Source organism: Curtobacterium sp. MCLR17_043, from assembly GCF_003224215.1.
Classification (GTDB): domain Bacteria; phylum Actinomycetota; class Actinomycetes; order Actinomycetales; family Microbacteriaceae; genus Curtobacterium; species Curtobacterium flaccumfaciens.
Genome location: NZ_QKLH01000017.1, coordinates 16,138 through 34,908 on the forward strand (window position 1 = coordinate 16,138; position 18,771 = coordinate 34,908).

Consider the following 18,771-nt stretch of genomic DNA (forward strand, 5'->3'; position numbering starts at 1 on the left):
GCGGCTCCGGTTGCGGCTCAGAACCAGCGCTTGACCTTGAACACCACGTACAGGATCGCGGCGAACAGGACCATCGCGACGATCGACAGCGGGTACCCCCACGTCCAGCCGAGTTCGGGCATGTGCGTGAAGTTCATCCCGTAGATCGCGGCGATGAGCGTCGGCGCGAACAGGATCGCCGCCCAGCCGGAGATCCTCTTCGTGTCGTCGTTCTGCTTCTGCGCCGCCAGGGTCGAATCGACGGTCAGGGCGTTCTGCAGCAGCTGCCGGAACGTGTCGAGGCGTTCCACCACCCGGATCGCGTGGTCGAGGACGTCGCGGAACCGCCGCTGCATCTCGATCGGCAGGTGGTACTTCTCGGCGCCGCGGTGCAGGTTCTCGATCATGTAGACCAAGGGACGCGCCGCTCGCTGGAAGTCGACGACCTCGCCGAACAGCTCGTACACGCGCCGGGACACCCCGGCCTCGCCCGAGAACAGCTGGTCCTCGATCTGGTTGATGTCCTCTTCGAGGCCGTCGATCACCGGCACGTAGCCGTCGACGATGGAGTCCATCAGCGCCCAGAGCTGCGCCTGCGGGCCGACGGTCACCAGCCCCGGCTTGCCGCTCAACCGCTGCAGCGCCTTGGGAACGGTCTGCTTGCCGCGGGGGTCGGCCTTCACGACGGCGAGGAAGAAGGTCTCACCGACGAAGGCGTGCACCTCGCCGAACGCCACCTCTTCCTGCTGGTCGTTGTACAGCGCCGGCTTGAGCACCACGAACAGCGTCGAGCCGTAGCGCTCGAGCTTCGGTCGCTGGTGCCCCTCGGCGGAGTCCTCGACGGCGAGTTCGTGCAGCTCGAGGGCGACCGCGACGTCGCCGAGTTCCTCGGCGTCAGGCTGGTGCAGGACGAGGCATGCGCTGGCACCCTGCTCGTCGAGCATCCGGAAGGTGTCGTCGAGGGACGGACTCGCGATCGGTGCGATCCGGTCGATGTACACGGTGTTCAGTTCGACGCTCACGCGCCCACCGTACGCATGCCTCAAGGCAGGCGTTTCCCCGCCATCTCGACAAGCTGCGCGACAAGCTTGCCGTCCACACCCGTGGAACGTACAGCACCTGGGGGAGCACCAAGAATTCGCGTACCTAGAATCTCGTACAATCGAGCTTCAGCAGCAGCATCTTGAATAGGATCAACAAATGCCCGGAACGATCGCAGCTGCACTTCGATACTCTTAGACCAATTACCCACTCGCCGGTGATTTGCTGACTGCGCAGCGAGAAAGGTGCCGACACCCCCGAGAGCCAGGACCTGAAGGGAATGACGCACAATCCCCGCCGCATCGACCGAGGCGTATGGAACGAAGATTGCCACTGAGCCAGCAAGACTCAACGCAATGAGGGTGGCCCACCGAAACCTATCCGCCGCCTGGAGTTCCGAATTGGCGTAATCTGCAAAATGCTCGGATAAGGAATGCCGCCCAGATTCCCCGGCAGCGTCCGCCGCTACTGAGGCGGACGCTCCGGCGCGTCGCTCGCTCTCAGCCGTGCGTGCGAGGGATTCCCGAGCGAGCCGGACCGCACTCTTCATCTGAGCGTCTTGTTTGTAACCGTTTGCCAAGGCCGTGAAATAGCTCTTGAAATCATAGAGGGTCGCATCATTTTCAGCCACCAGGGGAAGCAACGCTTGCTGCACTTCCGTCACGAACGTACCGTAGAGGTCATCCAACACGACCACGTCTTCGCGCAGTCCTCCGACGTCTCCGCTTGTGACAGTTTCAAGTATCTTCTCGAGCACGGCACCAAAAGTCGATTTAGCACGTTCCATCACCTCGATCTGGAGCGGCGCGGACCCGTCCCCGAGCTTGCTGGCAAGGGCTTCAACCCGGCTCAGAGCAGCATCGATTTCTAGACTCAACTCGAAATCCAGAACGCTATTAAATTCTCGAAGCGCCGCCTTGATCACTTGAACTTGGGCCATCATATTTAATTCACTGTCCATTACACCCTCCACGGACAGTATGGCGGACGTCGGGGAGAGAGCACCGCGGTTGTGTCCCTCCGTCAATTTCGGCCTCGTGATCGCGACGTCATCGCCAGCCGACATCCGGCGGGGACTGCGGGTAGGTTCTGTTTCATCAGCATGCTGACGAAAGGGACTGTCATGAAGAGGATCTGGAAGCGCATCGCGGTGGCCGTGAGCGCGGTCGTCGCCGTCATCGGCGCGTACGTGGGGTCGGGCGCTGCCGGTGGCACGCCCATCCAGGACGCCGCCGGTGGCGCCCTGTCGGCGTCCTCCACCGCGATCGCCCCGGACGGCCCGGCCTTCTCGATCTGGAGTGTCGTCTACGCCGGGCTCATCGGCTACGCGGTCCTGCAGCTCTTCCGCACCGCGAACGACGAGCGGCACGAGCGGCTGGTGGTGCCGGCGGTGCTCTCCCTGCTGCTCAACGCCGCGTGGATCCTGTCGGTGCAGTTCGGGTTCCTGTGGGCGAGCGAGCCGATCATCGTCGCCTTGCTCGTCGTGCTGATCTGGACGTTCACGATCCTGCGCCGGACCCCGTCCCGCGGCGTCGTCGAGGCGATCCTGACCGACGGCACGTTCGGGCTGTACCTGGGGTGGGTCTGCGTCGCGACGGCCGCGAACACCGCTGCGGTGCTGACGGCGGCGGGCTTCCGGGGCTTCGGACTCGGGCAGGACCCGTGGGGCGTGGTCGTCGCCGCGGTGGCCGGGCTCGTCGGGGTCCTCATCGCGCTGTGGGGCCGGGGACGCCTGGCGCCCATGGCCTCGGTCGCGTGGGGTCTGGCGTGGGTCGCCGTGGCCCGGTTCGAGGGACCGCTCGTCTCCGTGCCGACAGCGGTCGCGGCCGTGGTGGCTGCGGCGGCCGTGGTCGTCGTGACCGTGGTGGTGCGTGCCCGCGCCGGCTGGGTCGGCGGGCGTGCCGGTCGGGCGGCGGCCCCGGTGGCGGCCTGACGCGCGGCTACCTGCGCGTCAGGCCCGCGAAAGCGACAGTTCCCGCGGCCTCGCACCCGTCCGGGCCGCGAAAGCGACAGTTCCCCGCCGATGTTCGGCGGGGAACTGTCGCTTTCGCGAAGTGGGCGGCCGGACAGCCCGACGCCCCCGGCCTCAGCGCGCGGACGCCACCAGGCCGTGCGCGGCGGCAACGGCGACGTTCGTGACCCGGCCGGCGTGCACGTTCAGGCCGGCGGCGAGTGCGGGGTCGGCCTCGAGTGCGGCCTCCCAGCCACGGTCGGCGATCGCGACGGCGTACGGCAGCGTGGCGTTCGTCAGCGAGATCGTGCTCGTGCGCGGAACGGCGCCGGGCATGTTCGCCACGCAGTAGTACACGGTGTCGTGCACGGCGAACGTGGGGTCGTCGTGGGTGGTCGGGTGGGAGCCCTCGAAGCAGCCGCCCTGGTCGATCGCGATGTCGACCAGCACCGAGCCCGGCCGCATGTCGGCGACCATCGCGTCGGTGACGAGCTTCGGTGCGGACGCCCCGGGGATGAGCACGGAGCCGATCACCAGGTCGGCGTCGCGCAGGGCCTCGGCGATGGCGTGCGCCGACGAGCGCAGGGTCGTGACGCGGCCGTCGAACCGGGCGTCCAGGGCCCGGAGGCGCGGCAGGCTGATGTCGAACACGGTGACGTCGGCACCCATGCCGAGCGCCATCGTCGCGGCGTGCTCCCCCGCGACGCCGCCGCCGATGACGACCACGCGGCCCTTCGGCGTGCCGGGGACCCCGCCGAGCAGCAGCCCGCGCCCGCCGTTCGTGCGCATCAGGTGGAACGCGCCGACCTGGGCGGACAGTCGCCCGGCGACCTCGGACATCGGCGACAGCAGGGGCAGCGAGCGGTCCGGCAGCTGCACGGTCTCGTAGGCGATCGCCGTCGCGCCCGAGTCGATGAGGGCATCGGTCAGCGGCCGGTCGGCGGCGAGGTGCAGGTACGTGAAGAGCACCTGGCCCGGCCGGATCATCGGGTACTCCGACGCGACCGGTTCCTTCACCTTGAGGATCAGCTCGGCGCGCTCCCACACCTCGGCCGCGGTGTCGACGATCGTGGCGCCGGCGGTGCGGTACTCGTCGTCGGTGAAGGCCGAACCGGACCCGGCACCGGCCTGCACCAGCACCTGGTGGCCGTGCGACCCGAGCTCGGCGACACCGGCGGGCGTGGCCGCGACGCGGTACTCGTTGTTCTTGATCTCGGTGGGGACGCCGATGCGCATGCTGACTCCTTCGTGGGCGGTGCGTTCGTCCCGTCCATTGAGCACCGGATTCGCCCACAGCAGCGCTCAGCCGAACATCCGGACAGCCGCAGCGCGATCCGTGTCATCAGATTCGGCGGAGCGGTTCGCAGCAGCAGTCGGTCAGTGCCCGCGCAGCGACTCGCTCGGCAGCTCCCCGAAACGGCTGCGGTAGGTCGCCGAGAAGCGTCCGAGGTGCCCGAAGCCCCAGGTCCGCGCGATCTCGGCCACCGTCGTCTCGTCCAGGCCACTGCCGACCAGGTCGGTCCGGGCACCGTCGAGTCGGACGCCGCGCAGGAGTTCCCCCGGCGTCTGGTCGAGGTGCCGACGGAGGGACTGCTGCAGCCCGCGCGGGCTGAGCCCCGCCGCCGCCGCGATGTCCGGGGTACCGATCGCTTCGCGCGCGTGCTCGTGCACGAACTCGAGCGCCCGGCGCAGGCGGTCGTGCTCCGGGCCGCTGCCGGACACCGTCGCGCGCCACTTGTTGCGCTGCGGGAACGCCCGGATCGCCGCGGTCGCGAAGGCCTCGGCGATGTCGTGCTGCAGCATCGGGCTCATCGACCGGTCGACGTCGAGCCACGTGGCCGAGTACTTCCGCACCACCGACCGCCACAGCGCGATGCCGTCGGCCGTCGGGCGGCGCATCGGCTCGAAGGCGAAGTCGTCGTCGCCGGCCACGGCTCGGACGAAGTCGCGGTCCAGGTGGACCAGGTTCAGGGCGATGTCGCGGTGGTGCAGCGCGTACGGCTCGGCGAAGGGCAGGACGACGGGCACCCCGGCCTCGAGCTCGTACGTCTCGCCGCCCGAGGTGATCCGGCTCGAGCCGCTCCGCATCCAGGCGACCAGGAACTCGTCGTCGACCTGGCTCTCGCTCCGCAGGTCGACCATGAACCGTGACGAGCGCAGGGACATCCGCTCGTCACCGACGCCGGCGAAGTCCCAGTGGGCGTTCTCGTGGGTGCGGCGGACCAGTGGTGCACGGAAGTCGTAGTCGCCCGTGAAGAACGCGAGCGCCTGGTCGACGTCGCTGCCGACCATCCGCCGGAAGTACCGCTGACCGGGCTGTTCGAGAGAAAGCACCATGGTCGAGAACCTAGGACCGACCACCGACAAAGTGCGTCAGGTCCTGACTCAGGGCTGCAGGATCGCCTGCCCCACGCTCTCGTCCAGGATCAGGTCCGTGATGAGCCCGGCGGCCAGCGCGCCCCGCAGCGACGCCGCCTTCGACCGCCCGGCGACGACGCAGACCCGCCGCGGCGCGCGCTTGATCGTGTCGAGGTCCGGAGCGCCGGCGCGGGTGTTCACCCCGATGTCTTTCCAGGAGCCGTCGGCCCGGTAGAACACCGTCGAGACGTCCCCGACGACCCCGGCCTGCGTGAGCTCGTCGCGGTCCTCGGGGTCGAGGTACCCGCCGGAGTACACGTGCGAGGGCACCGGGGCCTGCGGGGCACCGACACCGAACACGACGAGGTCCATCCGCTCGTGCAGGTCGAGCACACGGCGGATCGAGCGCTCCCGGAACAGCGCTTCCTTCGTCGCGGGGTCGTCGAAGAACGCCGGCACCGGGAACTGCTGCACGAACGCGCCGTAGGCCTCGCCGAACCGGCGCAGGATCTCGGACGCGTAGACGATGCCGGTGGTGCGGGTGTTCGCGGCGCCGTTGATCTGCACGATCGTCGAGCCGTGGGTGGTCTTCGGCACCAGGTAGCGGCTGACCGCACTCACGGTCGAACCCCACGAGATCCCGATCACCATGTTCGACTCGACGTACTGCGTCAGGATCCGGGCGGCGGACAGGGCCACCCGCTCGAGCCGGTCGACGTCGCTCGTGTGGTCCGGCACCGGGACGACGTGCGCGTGCACCCCGAAGCGGGAGCGGATGCTCCGGCTCAGCGCGGCGGCCTGGTCCAGGGGCGAACGGATCTGGATGTCGACGAGCCCGGTGTCCCTGGCGTACTTCAGCAGCCGCGACACCGACGAGCGCGAGGTGCCGAGTTCGTCGGCGATCGCGTCCATCGTCAGGTCCTGCAGGTAGTACAGGTGGGCGGCGCGCAGCGCCTGCTGCGTGCGCATGGGCTGAGCCGCATCGCTCATGGTGCTCCGATCTGTCGAACGCAACCATGCACGGACGTGCAGGGCCTCTGCAACCCCTGCCGCGCCTCCTGACCGCCGCGTCGGGCCTGGACGACACGTGTGCTGCACGTTCGTGCACGCGAGTTGCCCGCCCTGTCGAACGAGCGCACGATCGATCCTGACCCCACGAACAGACGAAGGAAGCGACGAACCATGTCGAAGAAGACACAGCCCCGGAACACGGTGACCGCCCTCACCGAGCGCCCGAACGCGCAGGTCCTCGTCGTCGGCGGCGGCATCAACGGCATCGCGACGTTCCGCGACCTGGCGCTCCAGGGCGTCGACGTCGCCCTGGTCGAGCGTGGCGACTACGCCTCCGGCGCCTCCGCGGCCTCGAGCCACATGATCCACGGCGGCATCCGTTACCTGGAGAACGGCGAGTTCCGCCTGGTGCGCGAGAGCGTGCAGGAGCGCAACGGCCTGATCCGCATCGCCCCGCACTACGTCAAGCCGCTGCAGACGACCATGCCGATCTTCTCGACGTTCTCCGGCATCATGAACGCCCCGCTGCGCATGCTGACGCACAAGCAGCGCTCCACCAAGGAGCGCGGCGCGATGCTCATCAAGATCGGCATGACGATCTACGACTCCTTCTCGCGTGACGGCGGCTCCGTCCCGAAGCACGTCTTCCGCACCAAGAAGGCCGCGCTCGAGGACATGCCCGCCCTCAACAAGGACCTGAAGTACACGGGCACCTACTACGACGCGAGCGTGCACGAGCCCGAGCGCCTGGCCCTCGACGTCCTGAAGGACGGCCTGGCGGCGGGAGCCGACAAGGCACGCGCGGTCAACTACGTCGAGGCAGCCGGCACCCGCGACGGCGGCGTCCTGCTGCGCGACCGCGAGACCGGCGACGAGTTCGTCTTCGCGGCCGACGTCGTGATCAACGCCTCCGGCCCCTGGACCGACCTGACGAACGAGGCGTTCGGCGGCGAGACGAAGTTCATGGGCGGCACGAAGGGCTCGCACATCGTCGTCCACAACGACGAGCTGCTCGAGGCCACCAAGGGCCGCGAGCTGTTCTTCGAGAACGACGACGGCCGCATCGTCCTCATCTACCCGCTCAAGGGCCGGGTCCTCATCGGCACGACCGACATCGACGCCGACCCCGCGAAGCCGGTCACGACGACCGACGAGGAGATTGACTACTTCTTCGGGCTCGTCAAGCACGTGTTCCCGCAGATCGACGTCACCCGCGACCACATCGTCTACAGCTACTCCGGCATCCGTCCGCTCCCCCGCCACGAGGACACCGCCCCCGGCTTCGTGTCCCGTGACTACCGGATCGTGGACACCCAGATCGCCGGCCTGCCGAAGTCGACCGTGCTGTCGCTCGTCGGTGGCAAGTGGACGACCTTCCGTGCCCTCGCTGCACACCTGTCCACCGAGGCGACGACCAAGCTCGGCATGAGCCGCAAGGTCGACACCACGGGCATGCCGATCGGCGGTGGCAAGGAGTTCCCGACCACGGACGCCCAGCGCGCCCTGTGGATCAAGTCACACCGCGACGGCCTGGACGAGTCCCTCGTCGAGGGGCTGCTCGAGCGCTACGGCACCCGTGCCGCCGAGGTCGTGGACGTCCTGACCGACGGCCCGGTCGAGCCGCTCGAGTCCGACCCGTCGCTCACCCGCGCCGAGGTCGCGTACTTCGCCCGCCACGAGCAGGCCGTTCACCTGGTGGACGTCGTCCTGCGCCGCACGAACCTGGCGTTCGTCGGCGGGGTCACGATCGACCTGCTCGACGAGCTGGCCGACGTGCTCGCCGGTGCGCTCGGCTGGACGACCGAGGAGCGCGCGGACGAGGTCCAGCGCACGCTCGACGTGCTGCGTGAGTCGCACGGCGTGATCGTGCCGCTGACGTCCGCATCGGCGTCGCAGCTCGCGTAGTCGACGCAAGGACACGACGGACGGGAGGCCCGGTACCAGCTGGTACCGGGCCTCCCGTCCGTTCGTGGTCGCGTTCGCGAGCCGTTGGTCGCGTCGACGACCGCTGGTCGCGTCAGAAACGCTCGCCGGTGGGGTCGAGCGCCGTGCGGTCGATGAGCTGGTCGCCGCCGACCGGCTCACCTTCCCAGTCGACCAGGCGCCAGCCGTCGGCGAACGACCCCTCGAGCTCGACGATGCCGGTGTTCTCCAGGTGACGCTTCGTGCCGAAGTGGTCCGGGGTGTTCTGCGCAGCTGCGCTCGCCCACGTGCGGATCGCGGCACCGTGGCTGACGGCGGCGGCGACGGCGACCCCGGTGGCCTCGATCTGCCGGACGGCGTCGTCGTAGCGCTCGAAGAACTCGACGCCGCTCTCGGCACCGGGCATCCGGGTCGTGCGGTCACCGCCGGACCAGCCGTGCACGGTGGAGATGTAGGTCTGCACGGACACCTTGTCGCTCTTGCCCTGGGTGTCGCCCGCCTCGATCTCGCGCAGGCCCGGCAGCACCACGGGCTCGAGGCCGAGCGAGGTCGCCAGGGGCGCCGCGGTGATCTGCGTGCGGACCATCGACGACACGAACAGTCGCTCGATCCCGCGGTCGGCGAGCGCTGCGGGCAGGGCGTCGGCCTGCTGCTGCCCGAGCTCGGTCAGCCCCGGTCCGGGCACCACGGCATCGAGGATGCCGTGCACGTTCGCGGGGGTCTGGCCGTGGCGGATGAGCAGCAGTCGCATGCCGCCACCCTACGGACCGCCGCTGACGTCAGCCCTGCCGGGTGTTCCAGCGGGGGTTCTTCTTGTTGATGACGTAGACGCGACCCCGGCGTCGGACCACCTGCGAGCCGGGGATCTTCTTCAGGGCCTTGAGGGAGTTGCGGACCTTCACGACGAGCCTCCTTGTTGATAACGGTTTTCAGTTACAGTAGCGGACATGCGTGCTGCTGCCATCACCCTCGTCACCGCCCTGCACCAGGTCGACGCCGACCGCGTCGCCGCCCGGATCTCGGACGGACACCGGATGCACGTCGCCGGGAGTGCCTTTGCCACCGCCCGCGCCGTGGCCGACCGCGCCGACCAGCTCGACCGGGTTTGCGGGCCCGACGCGCGCCACGGGCTCGTCGTCACCCTGCACCCGGGAGCCGATGCCCGAGCGGTCGGCATGCTGCTCGCCAACGCGGCACGGTCCGAGACCGGCGACGACCGGGTGCTGCGGCACGTCGTCGGGGTGTTGCGGGCCGACGACGTCGCGCACCTGCTGTGGTCGGACGTCGACGACGCGTTCGTGGCCGCGGACCGGATGGCCGCACTCGTCGAGTACGCGACGGTGATCGCCCTCGACCGCATCGAGCCGCTGTCCGGCCGTCGGCGACGGGCGCTCGTGTCACTGCTGCACCGGATGGCACCCCAGGCCGTGATCGTCGCCCTGCCCGCGATCCGGAGCGCCGCCGACCTGCCGGCGTCGAACGGTGGAGCCGCGCGGGTGCTCGCCACCGGTGCCGGCTGGATGCGGGCGCTGTCGAGCGGCGCGGACACCGGGCGCGAAGCCCGCGACGCCCTGGTCTCGATGCGCTACCGGGAGCCGCTGCCGTTCCACCCCGGACGACTGTCGTCCGTCATCGCCGAGGACCTGTCCGCCGGCGTGAACGGCCGCGTGCTGCGGTCGCGGGGGTTCTTCCGCCTGGCGTCCCGGCCGGACCACGTCGGCTCGTGGTCGAGCTTCGGGTCGATGCTCGCGCTCGACCCCACCGCGAACCCGTCGTGGGACGCCGACGCCCCGATCGGGCAGGCGCTGTGGTTCGTCGGCGAGCAGCTCGACGTCCGGGCGATCGAGCGGGCGCTCGACGGGGCGCTGCTCACGCCGTCGGAGCTGCTCGCCGGGCCGGACGTGTGGCGCGGCTGGCCGGACCCGTTCCCGGTGTGGCCCGCGGTGGACCCGGCGTCGGAGCACCGGCACGAGTGAGGGGGCGCGTGCGCGGGCGGCTGCGCACTCGTCTTGCGACAGAGCGCGAGTCGATCGACGCGTGCATCGTCGCCTCATGCGCAAACATCCGCTCCGTGCGCATGTTGCGACAGAACGCGCGTCGATCGACGCGTGGATCGTCGCAGTGTGCGCACGCACGGACGGGAGGCGCGGTGCGGGTCGGACCCGCACCGCGCCTCCCGTCCGTGGTCACGTCGACAACCGCAGCGTCACCGCACCGGCGACGCCTCCCGCGCTGCAGCCTCGCGCGCAGCGGCGGCCGCCGCGTCCTGCGCCGCGAACGGCAGGTCACCGAGGTCCAGGTGCGGGTTCGTGTCCTGCGTGAGCACGAGTTCCTTCGCCTCGTCCTCGGTCTCCACCGCCGGCATCGACCCGGGCAGCGGGCGCTGCGAGGACTCCTTCATGCAGAAGACACCGATCGCGCCGACGACGCTCATCGCCATCAGGAAGTACGCCGGGGCGAGCTCGTCACCCGTCGCGGTGAGCAGCGCCTGCACGATCAGGGGCGTGGTCCCACCGAACACCGCGATCGCGATGTTGTAGGCGAAGCCCATGCCGCCGTACCGCGTCGAGGTCGGGAACAGCGCCGGCAGCGACGCGGCCTGGTTCGACACCCACAGCGCGGTCATGAGCGCGAGCAGCCCGAGGCCGGCGAGCGTCGACCACTGCGCCCCGTGCCCGATGAGCATGAACGCCGGCACGACGAGCACGACGGTGGTGGCGGCACCGATCCACATCACGACGCGGCGGCCGAGGCGGTCGGAGAGCTTGCCGGTCAGCGGGAGCATCACCGCGAGCAGCAGGAGCACCGGGATCGTCAGCAGCGTGCCGTCGATGGCGGAGTACCCGAGCGAGTCGGTCAGGTACGTCGGCATGTACGAGGTCAGCGCGTAGCCGACGGTGTTCGACGCGGCGACGAGCATGATCGCGATGACGATCGGGCGCCAGTGCTGGCGGACCATCGCGACGACGTTGGCCGGACGCTCACCGTCGAAGGACGCACGGGACTCGGTCGCGGCCTCCTGCGCGGCCTGGGTCGCTTGGAACACCGGCGACTCCTCGATGCGCAGACGGAAGTAGATGGCCACGACGCCGATCACACCGGCAGCGAGGAACGGGAACCGCCAGCCGTAGGCGGTCATCGCCTCGTCGCCGAGGGTGAGCTGCAGCACCGACACCACCGTGGCACCGAGCGCGAAGCCCAGGTAGCTGCCGAAGTCCAGGATGCTCGCGAAGAACCCACGACGGCGGTCCGGGGCGTACTCCGTGACGAACGTCGTCGCCCCGGCGTACTCACCACCGGTCGAGAAGCCCTGCGCGAGCTTCAGCACGACGAGGAGGATCGGGCCGAAGACGCCGATCGTCGCGTACGCGGGGAGCGCCCCGATCAGGAACGTCGACGCCGCCATCATGATCAGCGTCGTCGCGAGCACCTTCTGACGGCCGATCTTGTCGCCGAGGCGTCCGAACACGATGCCGCCCAGGGGCCGCGCGATGTACGTCGCCGCGAAGACACCGAGGCTGAACAGGATCTGCACCGAGGGTTCGGCCGTCGGCAGGAAGACCTTCCCCATCGTCACGGCCAGGTAGCCGTACACACCGACGTCGTACCACTCCATGGTGTTGCCGACGACCATGCCGCTGACGGCTCGTCGCATCATGCTCTTGTCGACCACGGTGACGTCGCTCTCGCGCAGCCGTCGGTGTGGTCGGGTGTGGGTACTGCTGGGGTCGGAACCCATGCCTTGCTCCTCGAGAAGATCGGTGGGCCGTCGGGAACCGGCCCAGAACAGCGAGCGACGTTACCGAGCAACCGAAATGTCATTGGCCGGTGATTCTCAGGGAACGGCGTGTCACCCGAACGGGGGTCGCCGCCGATCCGCACCAGTCCGGCGAACCCGGAAGCTGAGTAACGAGGCCGTAACATCGGCCCATGGCGATCGAACCCGAGACGAAGAACTGGACGTGGGTCATCGAGTCCGCGTGTCCCGAGTGCGGCTACGACGGCAGCGCGGTGACCGTCCGCGACGTGCCGGGCATCATCGACGAGAACACGGCCGGGTGGCCCGGAGTCCTCACGCGCGACGACGTCCGCGACCGCCCGGACGACCACACGTGGTCCCCGCTCGAGTACAGCGCCCACGTGCGGGACGTGCACCGGAAGATGGCGGAGCGCCTCGAGCTGATGCTCACCGAGGACGCCCCGACGTTCCCGAACTGGGACCAGGACGCCACCGCCGTCGAGGACCGCTACGGCGAGCAGGACCCCGCGGTCGTCGCTCGGGAACTGCGGGAGTCGGCAGACCGCGCGGCCCGGGCCTTCGCAGCGGTGCCCGACGAGGTGCTCGAGCGCACCGGGCTCCGGTCCGACGGCAGCGCCTTCACCGTCGCGACGCTCGCCACCTACTACGCGCACGACCCGGTGCACCACCTGTGGGACGTGCGGCGCACGCTCTAGGCGTGGGGACCGCCGGCCTGGAGGCGCGGTGCGGCCCCGCCCCGCGCCTCCAGGCCGCCTGCGGTCACCCCCCGAAACCGGGCATACCGACCGGACTCGGGCGTCCCTACCGAAATCGGGCGTACCTGCCACGAAGAAACGACCAGGTATGCCCGAAAGCACCATCCATCGCACGCGTGATGGGAAGGATCGGGCACCGAGCCGGAGCGCTCAGGCGAGTGCGTCGAGCACGGCGCGCGCCGTCGCGGCGTCCGTCACCAGCTCGTTGACCAGCCCGCCCCGCACCGCGGCCACGATGCTCGTGACCTTGGCGCTGCCCACGGCGACCCCGACCGCGTGCGGCACGGTCGACAGGATCTCGCGCGAGGTCCGCACCATCCGGTCGCTGCCGGGGAACTCGATCGGCGAGCCGTCCGCGGCGTAGAAGTTCAGGCAGACATCGCCCGCGGCACGGTCGAACGCGACGTCCTCGACCGGGATGCCCCGGGCCAAGGCGTCCCGCGTGTGGGTCGGCGCCCCGATGCCGAGGATCGCGCCCTTCGCCCGGCTCCACAGGCCGACGACGTGCTGGAACGCCGGGTCCTCGTCGAGGGTGGACCGCATCACCGGGGACGGCAGCGCCTGGGCGAACAGGAACGCCGGGATCGCGCCGGAGTGCTCCGCGGCATTCCGGGTGATCTCGTTCGTCTGGAACCACGGCATCGGGTCGGCCTGCCCGCCCACCGTCGGCACGAGCTGCACCCCGGGCATGGTCGGCATGCCGGAGCGTGCGACGTCGTACACGGTGCGGCCGGACGACATCAGGACGGCGTCGCCGGGGACGAGTCCCATGCCCTCGACCGCGGCGGCCAGTGGTGCGGCCAGGTCGGCGCCGAGCGTGGCGGCGTGGGTGACCGCGGCGAGGTGGACCGCGCGGAGCCCGAGCACGACCTGCAGCCGTTCGGCGAGCGCCACGGTCTCGTCCTGGAACGGGTCGACGACCTCGATGCGGACGAGTCCCGCCTTGCGGGCCTCGGCGACGAGCCGCGAGACGGTCGGCCGTGAGACACCGAGGCGCGAGGCGATCTCGACCTGCGTGGCGTCCTCGAGGTAGTACATCCGCGCCGCCTGGTAGACGGTGTCCAGCGGGAACCGGGTGCGGGCTCCGTCCGGGGTGGGGGTCTCGGCCGACATGGTGCGATGCTACCGCCACGCACATCGCAGAAATTGTGTGCTGGACAGATGTCCACGGCCGTCGCAGACTGGTTCGGGAGCGCCCGGAACCTCGGGGCGCGGGAGGAGCACAGACATGACGTACCGTCTCGTGATCGGGTCCGACGACGCCGGGTTCGACTACAAGGAGATCATCAAGGCCGACCTGCTCGCCGACGAGCGGGTGTCCGACGTGCGGGACGTCGGCGTCGACGCGGACGGCCACACCGCGTACCCGCACGTCGCCGTCGACGCCGCACGACTGGTGGCGAACGGCGAGGTTGACCGGGCGATCCTGATCTGCGGCACCGGACTGGGCGTGGCGATCAGCGCCAACAAGGTGCCGGGCATCCGCGCCGTCACCGCGCACGACTCCTACAGCGTGGAGCGCTCGGTCCTGTCGAACGACGCCCAGGTCCTCTGCATGGGGCAGCGGGTCGTCGGCATCGAGCTCGCGCGTCGTCTGGCGAAGGAGTGGCTCGGCTACGAGTTCGACCGTTCAAGTGCCAGCGCCGAGAAGGTCAACGCCATCTGCGAGTATGACGGCAGTGCGCCCGCCGGTGTCGACGCCCAGGCGTAGTCCCCCGCGCAACGCCCAGCTGCCTGTCGGGGGCCGGACGTACCGTACCGACGACTCCAATGCTCCACGAGGGGAACCCGATGAAGAAGTCAGCCTGGCTGCCAGCCGTCATCGCACCGGTCGTCGTCGCCGGCGCCGTTGCCGCGCCGATGATCGCGAACGCCGCGAACGACCCGATCGCGGGGACGAACCCCAGCGCGGCGGCCGTCATCGCCAGCATCGCGAAGTCGTCGGACGCCCAGTACTCGGGGAAGCTCTCGCAGACGAGCGCACTCGGGCTCCCCGAACTGCCCACCGGGTCCGGCGGCTCCTCGCTCGAGGGCGACGCCTCCGACGTGCTCGGGCTGCTCACCGCATCGCACACCGCCCGGGTCTACGTCGACGGCCCCGACAAGCAGCGCGTCCAGCTGACGCAGCAGCTCGCCGAGCAGGACGTCGTCCGCAACGGCTCGGACGTCTGGACCTGGGACTCGAAGGAACGCACGGCCACGCACGTGACCTTGCCGAGCGACACCGCGAAGGACCCGCAGGGCGGCACGACCACCCCGGCCGACATCGCGAAGCAGGCCATCGACGCGATCACCCCGACCACCACTGTGTCGAAGCCGACCGAGGTCAGCGTCGCCGGACACGACGCCTGGCAGATCACCCTCACGCCGAAGTCGTCCGACACCCTCGTCGCAGCCGTCCGGTTGGCCGTCGACCAGCAGACCGGTCTCCCGCTCCGTGCGAGCGTCCAGGCCGCCGGCGCGGACGACCCCGCGGTGCAGGTCGGGTTCACGAGCCTCGACTACGGCGCCCCGGCAGCCCGGCTCTTCGACTTCACCCCGCCGTCGAACGCGAAGGTGACCGAGAAGGACCTGTCCGAGGCCGGATCACACGCGAAGGGCGAGCACGGCGACCACCGTGGCACCCCGAACGGTGACGAGCCGACCTTCACTGGCACGGGCTGGAGCACCATCGCCGAGCTCCCCGCCGGCACCGTCGACCGGTCCGGGCTCGAGGGCGAGGCTTCCGGCCTGCTCGACCAGCTGACGAAGCCCGTCGACGGCGGCCGTGCCGTGCAGACGTCGCTCGTCTCGGTCTACCTGACCGACGACGGCCGCGTGCTCGCGGGTGCCGTGCCGGTCGCCTCCCTGGTCGACGCCGCGAAGTGAGCGCGGACGACCACGAGGTGCGCACAGCCGGCCACGCGGTGAGCTCAGCCGACCACCAGGCGAGCACGGCCGGACCGGGACCCGACCTGGCGATCCGCACCACGGGCCTCCAGAAGGTGTTCCGCAAGCAGCGTGCGGTCGACGGGATCGACCTGGCGGTGCCGCGCGGCGCGGTGTTCGGGTTCCTCGGGCCGAACGGTTCCGGCAAGACCACCACGATCCGGATGCTGCTCGGGCTCTCGAGCGCGAGCGGCGGCACCATCGAGCTGCTCGGCGAACCGATGCCGAAGGCGCTGCACGAGGTGCTGCCCCGCGTCGGCGCGCTCGTCGAGGGGCCGGCCTTCTACCCGTACCTGTCCGGCCGGGCGAACCTGCAGCGCTTCGACGCCGCCGACCCCACGTCGGACCCGCGCACCCGCAAGGCCCGCGTGGCCGGTGCCCTCGACCGCGTCGGGCTGACCCACGCGGCGGACAAGAAGGCGCACGCGTACTCCCTCGGCATGAAGCAGCGACTCGGGCTCGCGAACGCCCTGCTGTCCCCGCGTGACCTGCTGGTGCTCGACGAGCCGACGAACGGCCTCGACCCCCAGGGCACGCGCGAGGTCCGCAACCTCATCCGCTCCCTGGCCGACGACGGCACCACGGTGTTCGTGTCGAGCCACCTGCTGGCCGAGATCGAACAGGTCTGCACGCACGCAGCCGTCATGCGGACGGGCAAGATCGTCGCACAGGGCCCCCTCGACGAGCTGCGCGCAGCCGGGGCCCGGACCGTGACCGTGCGGACGCCCGACGTCGGGCAGGCCGGTGCTGTCCTCACCCGGCTCGGGCTCACCCCGCGGCACGACGGCGGGGCCGACGTACTGGTGGCCGACCTGCCGAACGAGCTGCTGCCCGAGACGATCACCGCGGAACTCGTGCGCGCTGACGTCCGAGTGCGCGGCCTGACGGTGGGCGGCGGCACGCTCGAGGACCTGTTCGTCGCACTCACCGGAGAGGGATTCGATGTCGCAGCCTGACGCGGCCGTGCGCGACCTGCCCGTCCGCCGCCGGCAGCGCCCGTTCGCGCTGCTCGGTTCCGAACTCGCGCTGGTGTTCCGGCGTCGCCGCACCTGGGCGATGCTCGGGGCACTCGCGCTCGTGCCGATCCTGATCGCGGTCGCCGTGAAGCTCACGACCGACGGTGACGACGGCGGGCCGGCGTTCCTCGGCGACATCACCAACAACGGCCTGTTCGTGGCGTTCACCGCACTGACGGTGTCGATCCCGCTGTTCCTCCCGCTGACCGTCGGCGTGGTCGCCGGCGACACGGTCGCGGGCGAGGCCAGCCACGGCACCATCCGCTACCTGCTCGTCGCGCCGACGGGCCGCGTGCGGTTCATCCTGGTGAAGTTCGCCGGTGCCGTCGCGTTCTGCCTGGCCGCCACCCTGCTGGTGGTGCTGGTCGGTGCGGCGATCGGTGCCGTGCTGTTCCCGATCGGCCCGGTCACGCTGCTGTCCGGCACCCAGGTGGGCGGCTGGTCGTACGCCGGCCGTGCCCTGCTGCTCGCGCTGTACGTCGCGATGTCGATGCTCGGGCTCGTGGCGATCGGCATGTTCACCTCGACGCTGACGAACGTGCCGGTCGGGGCGATGGCCGCGACGGTCGTGCTCGCCGGGGCGTCGCAGGTGCTCGACCAGCTCCCCCAGCTCGACTGGTTGCACCCGTTCCTGTTCTCGCACCAGTGGCTCGGCTTCGGCGACCTGCTGCGCGACCCGATCTCGTTCGACTCGTTCGGTTCGAACGCGGTGCTGCAGCTCGGGTACGTCGTGGTGTTCGGGGCGCTGGCGTACAGCCGGTTCGCCTCGAAGGACATCCTGAGCTGACACGGCAGGGGCCCGGCACGAAGGTGCCGGGCCCCTGCGACGGGCAGCTCGTTCAGCTCGCGGGCGACGCCGATCCGCCGGCCATCGTCTCCGTGTCGGTCCCCCGAGCGTCGGCGTACCGGTCGCGCAGGTCACGGGCCTTCTCGGAGCGGTACCAGTCGAGCCGCGCCCCGGTCTCCACCGTCTGCATCCCGATCACGACCTTGCCGCGGGACTTCATCTCGGCCAGGTCCTCGTACGCCTCGACGATGTACTCGAACGGGTAGAAGCCCGAGATCAGGACCTGCACGCGACGGTCCTGCACGGCCTTCGCCAGCAGGGTGAGCAGCTCGCGCGTCTCCTCGTCCTCGGCGGGTGCGCGGAGGAACCGGACCTCGATGTCCCGGCGCTCCTCCGACGAGACGAACCGCTCCTGGCCGACGCCGAGGCGTTCGGCCAGCAGCTCGGCGTTGCTCTCGCCGTGGTTGTCGATGAACGCGGTGATCGGCCGGCCGTCGGCGATGTCGCGGATGCGATCTTCCTCGCCTTCGCCGTATGCGACGGGCAGCGTGCCGATCTGCCGCAGGTAATCGTGGTTGCGAGGGCTGCCGAGGGCGATCACGGTCGCGCCGGCGTCGTGCGCCAGCTGGCACTCGATGTGTCCGACGCCACCGGCTGCGGCCGAGATCACGACGGTGTCCTGCGGTCCGAGCCGGAGCGACCGGACGACCGACACCGCGGTGCAGCCCGCCAGGTACAGGCCGCCGGCGACCTCCCACCCGACGTGCTCCGGCTTCTTGATGACGGCGCCGCGCGGCACCGCGATCCACGTGGCGTGGGCGCCGCCGGTCGGCGCGTGCCCCATCACCTCGTCGCCGATGCGGAGGTCCTTCACGCCGTCGCCCCGCGCGCGCACGATGCCGGCGAAGTCGACGCCCTGGTGTGCGGGGAACTCGAGGTCGACGTGGTCGCGGAGCTTCCCCTCGCGCAGGAACCGCTCGATGTGGTTCAGGCCCGCGGCCACGATCTCGACGACGATCTCGCCCGGTCCGGCCTCGGGCTTCTGCTGGGGGACGAGCTCGACGACATCGAAGTCGCCGTACCGGTCGTACTGCACTGCACTGCCGACTCGCATGGGTGCTCCTTCGCTCCAGGTGTGCGTCCGTGCTACTCGGTGTTCCCGCACGCAACCCGAAGACGTGGGGTACCGCGGCTGTGGACGTGCCCAGACGACGGACTGGAGGCCCGTGGCGGTGCCGCCTCGGGCCTCCCGTCCGCCGTCA

The 18,771-nt window shown here is 70.2% G+C and carries 18 protein-coding genes; 8 read left to right on the plus strand and 10 right to left on the minus strand.

The genetic code is table 11. The features are described from left to right. Window positions 1–17 precede the first annotated feature (17 nt). Both DEJ03_RS15055 and DEJ03_RS17750 read right to left on the minus strand, forming a co-directional pair. The gene (locus DEJ03_RS15055) at window positions 18–1,001 is read right to left on the minus strand and encodes a magnesium and cobalt transport protein CorA (protein WP_110865243.1); all 984 of its coding nucleotides are present in this window, start codon (window positions 999–1,001) and stop codon (window positions 18–20) included. Window positions 1,002–1,021: 20 nt separating this feature from the next. Continuing rightward, window positions 1,022–1,981: a hypothetical protein gene (locus DEJ03_RS17750; protein WP_146237755.1), complete on the minus strand. Its 960-nt coding sequence runs from the start codon at window positions 1,979–1,981 to the stop codon at window positions 1,022–1,024. A gap of 162 nt (window positions 1,982–2,143) precedes the next feature. On the opposite strand from DEJ03_RS17750, the gene DEJ03_RS15060 reads away from it, so the two are divergent. Then, window positions 2,144–2,953 carry a tryptophan-rich sensory protein gene (locus tag DEJ03_RS15060; RefSeq protein WP_027466234.1) on the plus strand — a complete coding sequence of 270 codons (810 nt, stop codon included), beginning with the start codon at window positions 2,144–2,146 and terminating at the stop codon, window positions 2,951–2,953. Between the two features lie 153 nt (window positions 2,954–3,106). Here DEJ03_RS15060 and ald read toward each other — a convergent pair whose 3' ends face one another. The 3 genes from ald to DEJ03_RS15075 form a co-directional block, all read right to left on the minus strand. Beyond that, window positions 3,107–4,207 carry an alanine dehydrogenase gene (gene ald, locus DEJ03_RS15065; protein WP_110865244.1) on the minus strand — a complete coding sequence of 367 codons (1,101 nt, stop codon included), beginning with the start codon at window positions 4,205–4,207 and terminating at the stop codon, window positions 3,107–3,109. A 141-nt stretch (window positions 4,208–4,348) separates the two neighbouring features. Beyond that, window positions 4,349–5,308 carry an AraC family transcriptional regulator gene (locus DEJ03_RS15070; protein WP_110865245.1) on the minus strand — a complete coding sequence of 320 codons (960 nt, stop codon included), beginning with the start codon at window positions 5,306–5,308 and terminating at the stop codon, window positions 4,349–4,351. A 48-nt stretch (window positions 5,309–5,356) separates the two neighbouring features. Continuing rightward, window positions 5,357–6,319, minus strand: a complete 963-nt coding sequence (locus tag DEJ03_RS15075; protein ID WP_258370857.1) for a sugar-binding transcriptional regulator — start codon at window positions 6,317–6,319, stop codon at window positions 5,357–5,359. A gap of 192 nt (window positions 6,320–6,511) precedes the next feature. Between DEJ03_RS15075 and DEJ03_RS15080 the strand changes: the two genes are divergently transcribed. Continuing rightward, on the plus strand, window positions 6,512–8,245 hold the full coding sequence (locus DEJ03_RS15080; protein WP_110865247.1) for a glycerol-3-phosphate dehydrogenase/oxidase: 1,734 nt from the start codon (window positions 6,512–6,514) through the stop codon (window positions 8,243–8,245). A gap of 112 nt (window positions 8,246–8,357) precedes the next feature. Here DEJ03_RS15080 and DEJ03_RS15085 read toward each other — a convergent pair whose 3' ends face one another. Next, window positions 8,358–9,014: a histidine phosphatase family protein gene (locus tag DEJ03_RS15085; RefSeq protein WP_042538188.1), complete on the minus strand. Its 657-nt coding sequence runs from the start codon at window positions 9,012–9,014 to the stop codon at window positions 8,358–8,360. Window positions 9,015–9,042: 28 nt separating this feature from the next. Then, window positions 9,043–9,165: a type B 50S ribosomal protein L36 gene (ykgO, locus tag DEJ03_RS15090; RefSeq protein ID WP_017888460.1), complete on the minus strand. Its 123-nt coding sequence runs from the start codon at window positions 9,163–9,165 to the stop codon at window positions 9,043–9,045. Between the two features lie 45 nt (window positions 9,166–9,210). Here ykgO and DEJ03_RS15095 point away from each other — a divergent pair, with 45 nt between their 5' ends. After that, the gene (locus DEJ03_RS15095) at window positions 9,211–10,239 is read left to right on the plus strand and encodes a GTP-binding protein (protein ID WP_110865248.1); all 1,029 of its coding nucleotides are present in this window, start codon (window positions 9,211–9,213) and stop codon (window positions 10,237–10,239) included. A 230-nt stretch (window positions 10,240–10,469) separates the two neighbouring features. Here the strand turns inward: DEJ03_RS15095 and DEJ03_RS15100 are convergent, their stop codons facing one another. After that, window positions 10,470–12,002, minus strand: coding sequence for an MFS transporter (locus tag DEJ03_RS15100; RefSeq protein WP_110865249.1), 1,533 nt, complete (start codon window positions 12,000–12,002; stop codon window positions 10,470–10,472). 191 nt (window positions 12,003–12,193) lie between these two features. On the opposite strand from DEJ03_RS15100, the gene DEJ03_RS15105 reads away from it, so the two are divergent. After that, window positions 12,194–12,718 carry a DinB family protein gene (locus DEJ03_RS15105; RefSeq protein WP_110865250.1) on the plus strand — a complete coding sequence of 175 codons (525 nt, stop codon included), beginning with the start codon at window positions 12,194–12,196 and terminating at the stop codon, window positions 12,716–12,718. Window positions 12,719–12,928: 210 nt separating this feature from the next. On the opposite strand, the gene DEJ03_RS15110 is transcribed toward DEJ03_RS15105, so the two are convergent. Then, on the minus strand, window positions 12,929–13,891 hold the full coding sequence (locus tag DEJ03_RS15110) for a sugar-binding transcriptional regulator (protein ID WP_110865251.1): 963 nt from the start codon (window positions 13,889–13,891) through the stop codon (window positions 12,929–12,931). A gap of 115 nt (window positions 13,892–14,006) precedes the next feature. On the opposite strand from DEJ03_RS15110, the gene DEJ03_RS15115 reads away from it, so the two are divergent. From DEJ03_RS15115 to DEJ03_RS15130, 4 genes are all read left to right on the plus strand, one after another. Next, entirely contained in the window at window positions 14,007–14,489 is a 483-nt protein-coding gene (locus DEJ03_RS15115) for a ribose-5-phosphate isomerase (protein ID WP_110865252.1), read from the plus strand. Between the two features lie 80 nt (window positions 14,490–14,569). After that, a complete protein-coding gene (locus DEJ03_RS15120; RefSeq protein ID WP_181422748.1) occupies window positions 14,570–15,646 on the plus strand; it encodes an outer membrane lipoprotein carrier protein LolA in 1,077 nt (358 codons plus the stop codon). A 38-nt stretch (window positions 15,647–15,684) separates the two neighbouring features. After that, window positions 15,685–16,662, plus strand: a complete 978-nt coding sequence (locus DEJ03_RS15125) for an ABC transporter ATP-binding protein (RefSeq protein WP_110865290.1) — start codon at window positions 15,685–15,687, stop codon at window positions 16,660–16,662. Further along, the gene (locus DEJ03_RS15130) at window positions 16,649–17,509 is read left to right on the plus strand and encodes an ABC transporter permease (RefSeq protein ID WP_027466217.1); all 861 of its coding nucleotides are present in this window, start codon (window positions 16,649–16,651) and stop codon (window positions 17,507–17,509) included. Before DEJ03_RS15125 ends, DEJ03_RS15130 begins: the two co-directional genes overlap by 14 nt. 52 nt (window positions 17,510–17,561) lie before the next feature. Here the strand turns inward: DEJ03_RS15130 and DEJ03_RS15135 are convergent, their stop codons facing one another. Further along, window positions 17,562–18,623: an NADP-dependent oxidoreductase gene (locus tag DEJ03_RS15135; protein ID WP_051596869.1), complete on the minus strand. Its 1,062-nt coding sequence runs from the start codon at window positions 18,621–18,623 to the stop codon at window positions 17,562–17,564. Window positions 18,624–18,771: the final 148 nt, after the last annotated feature.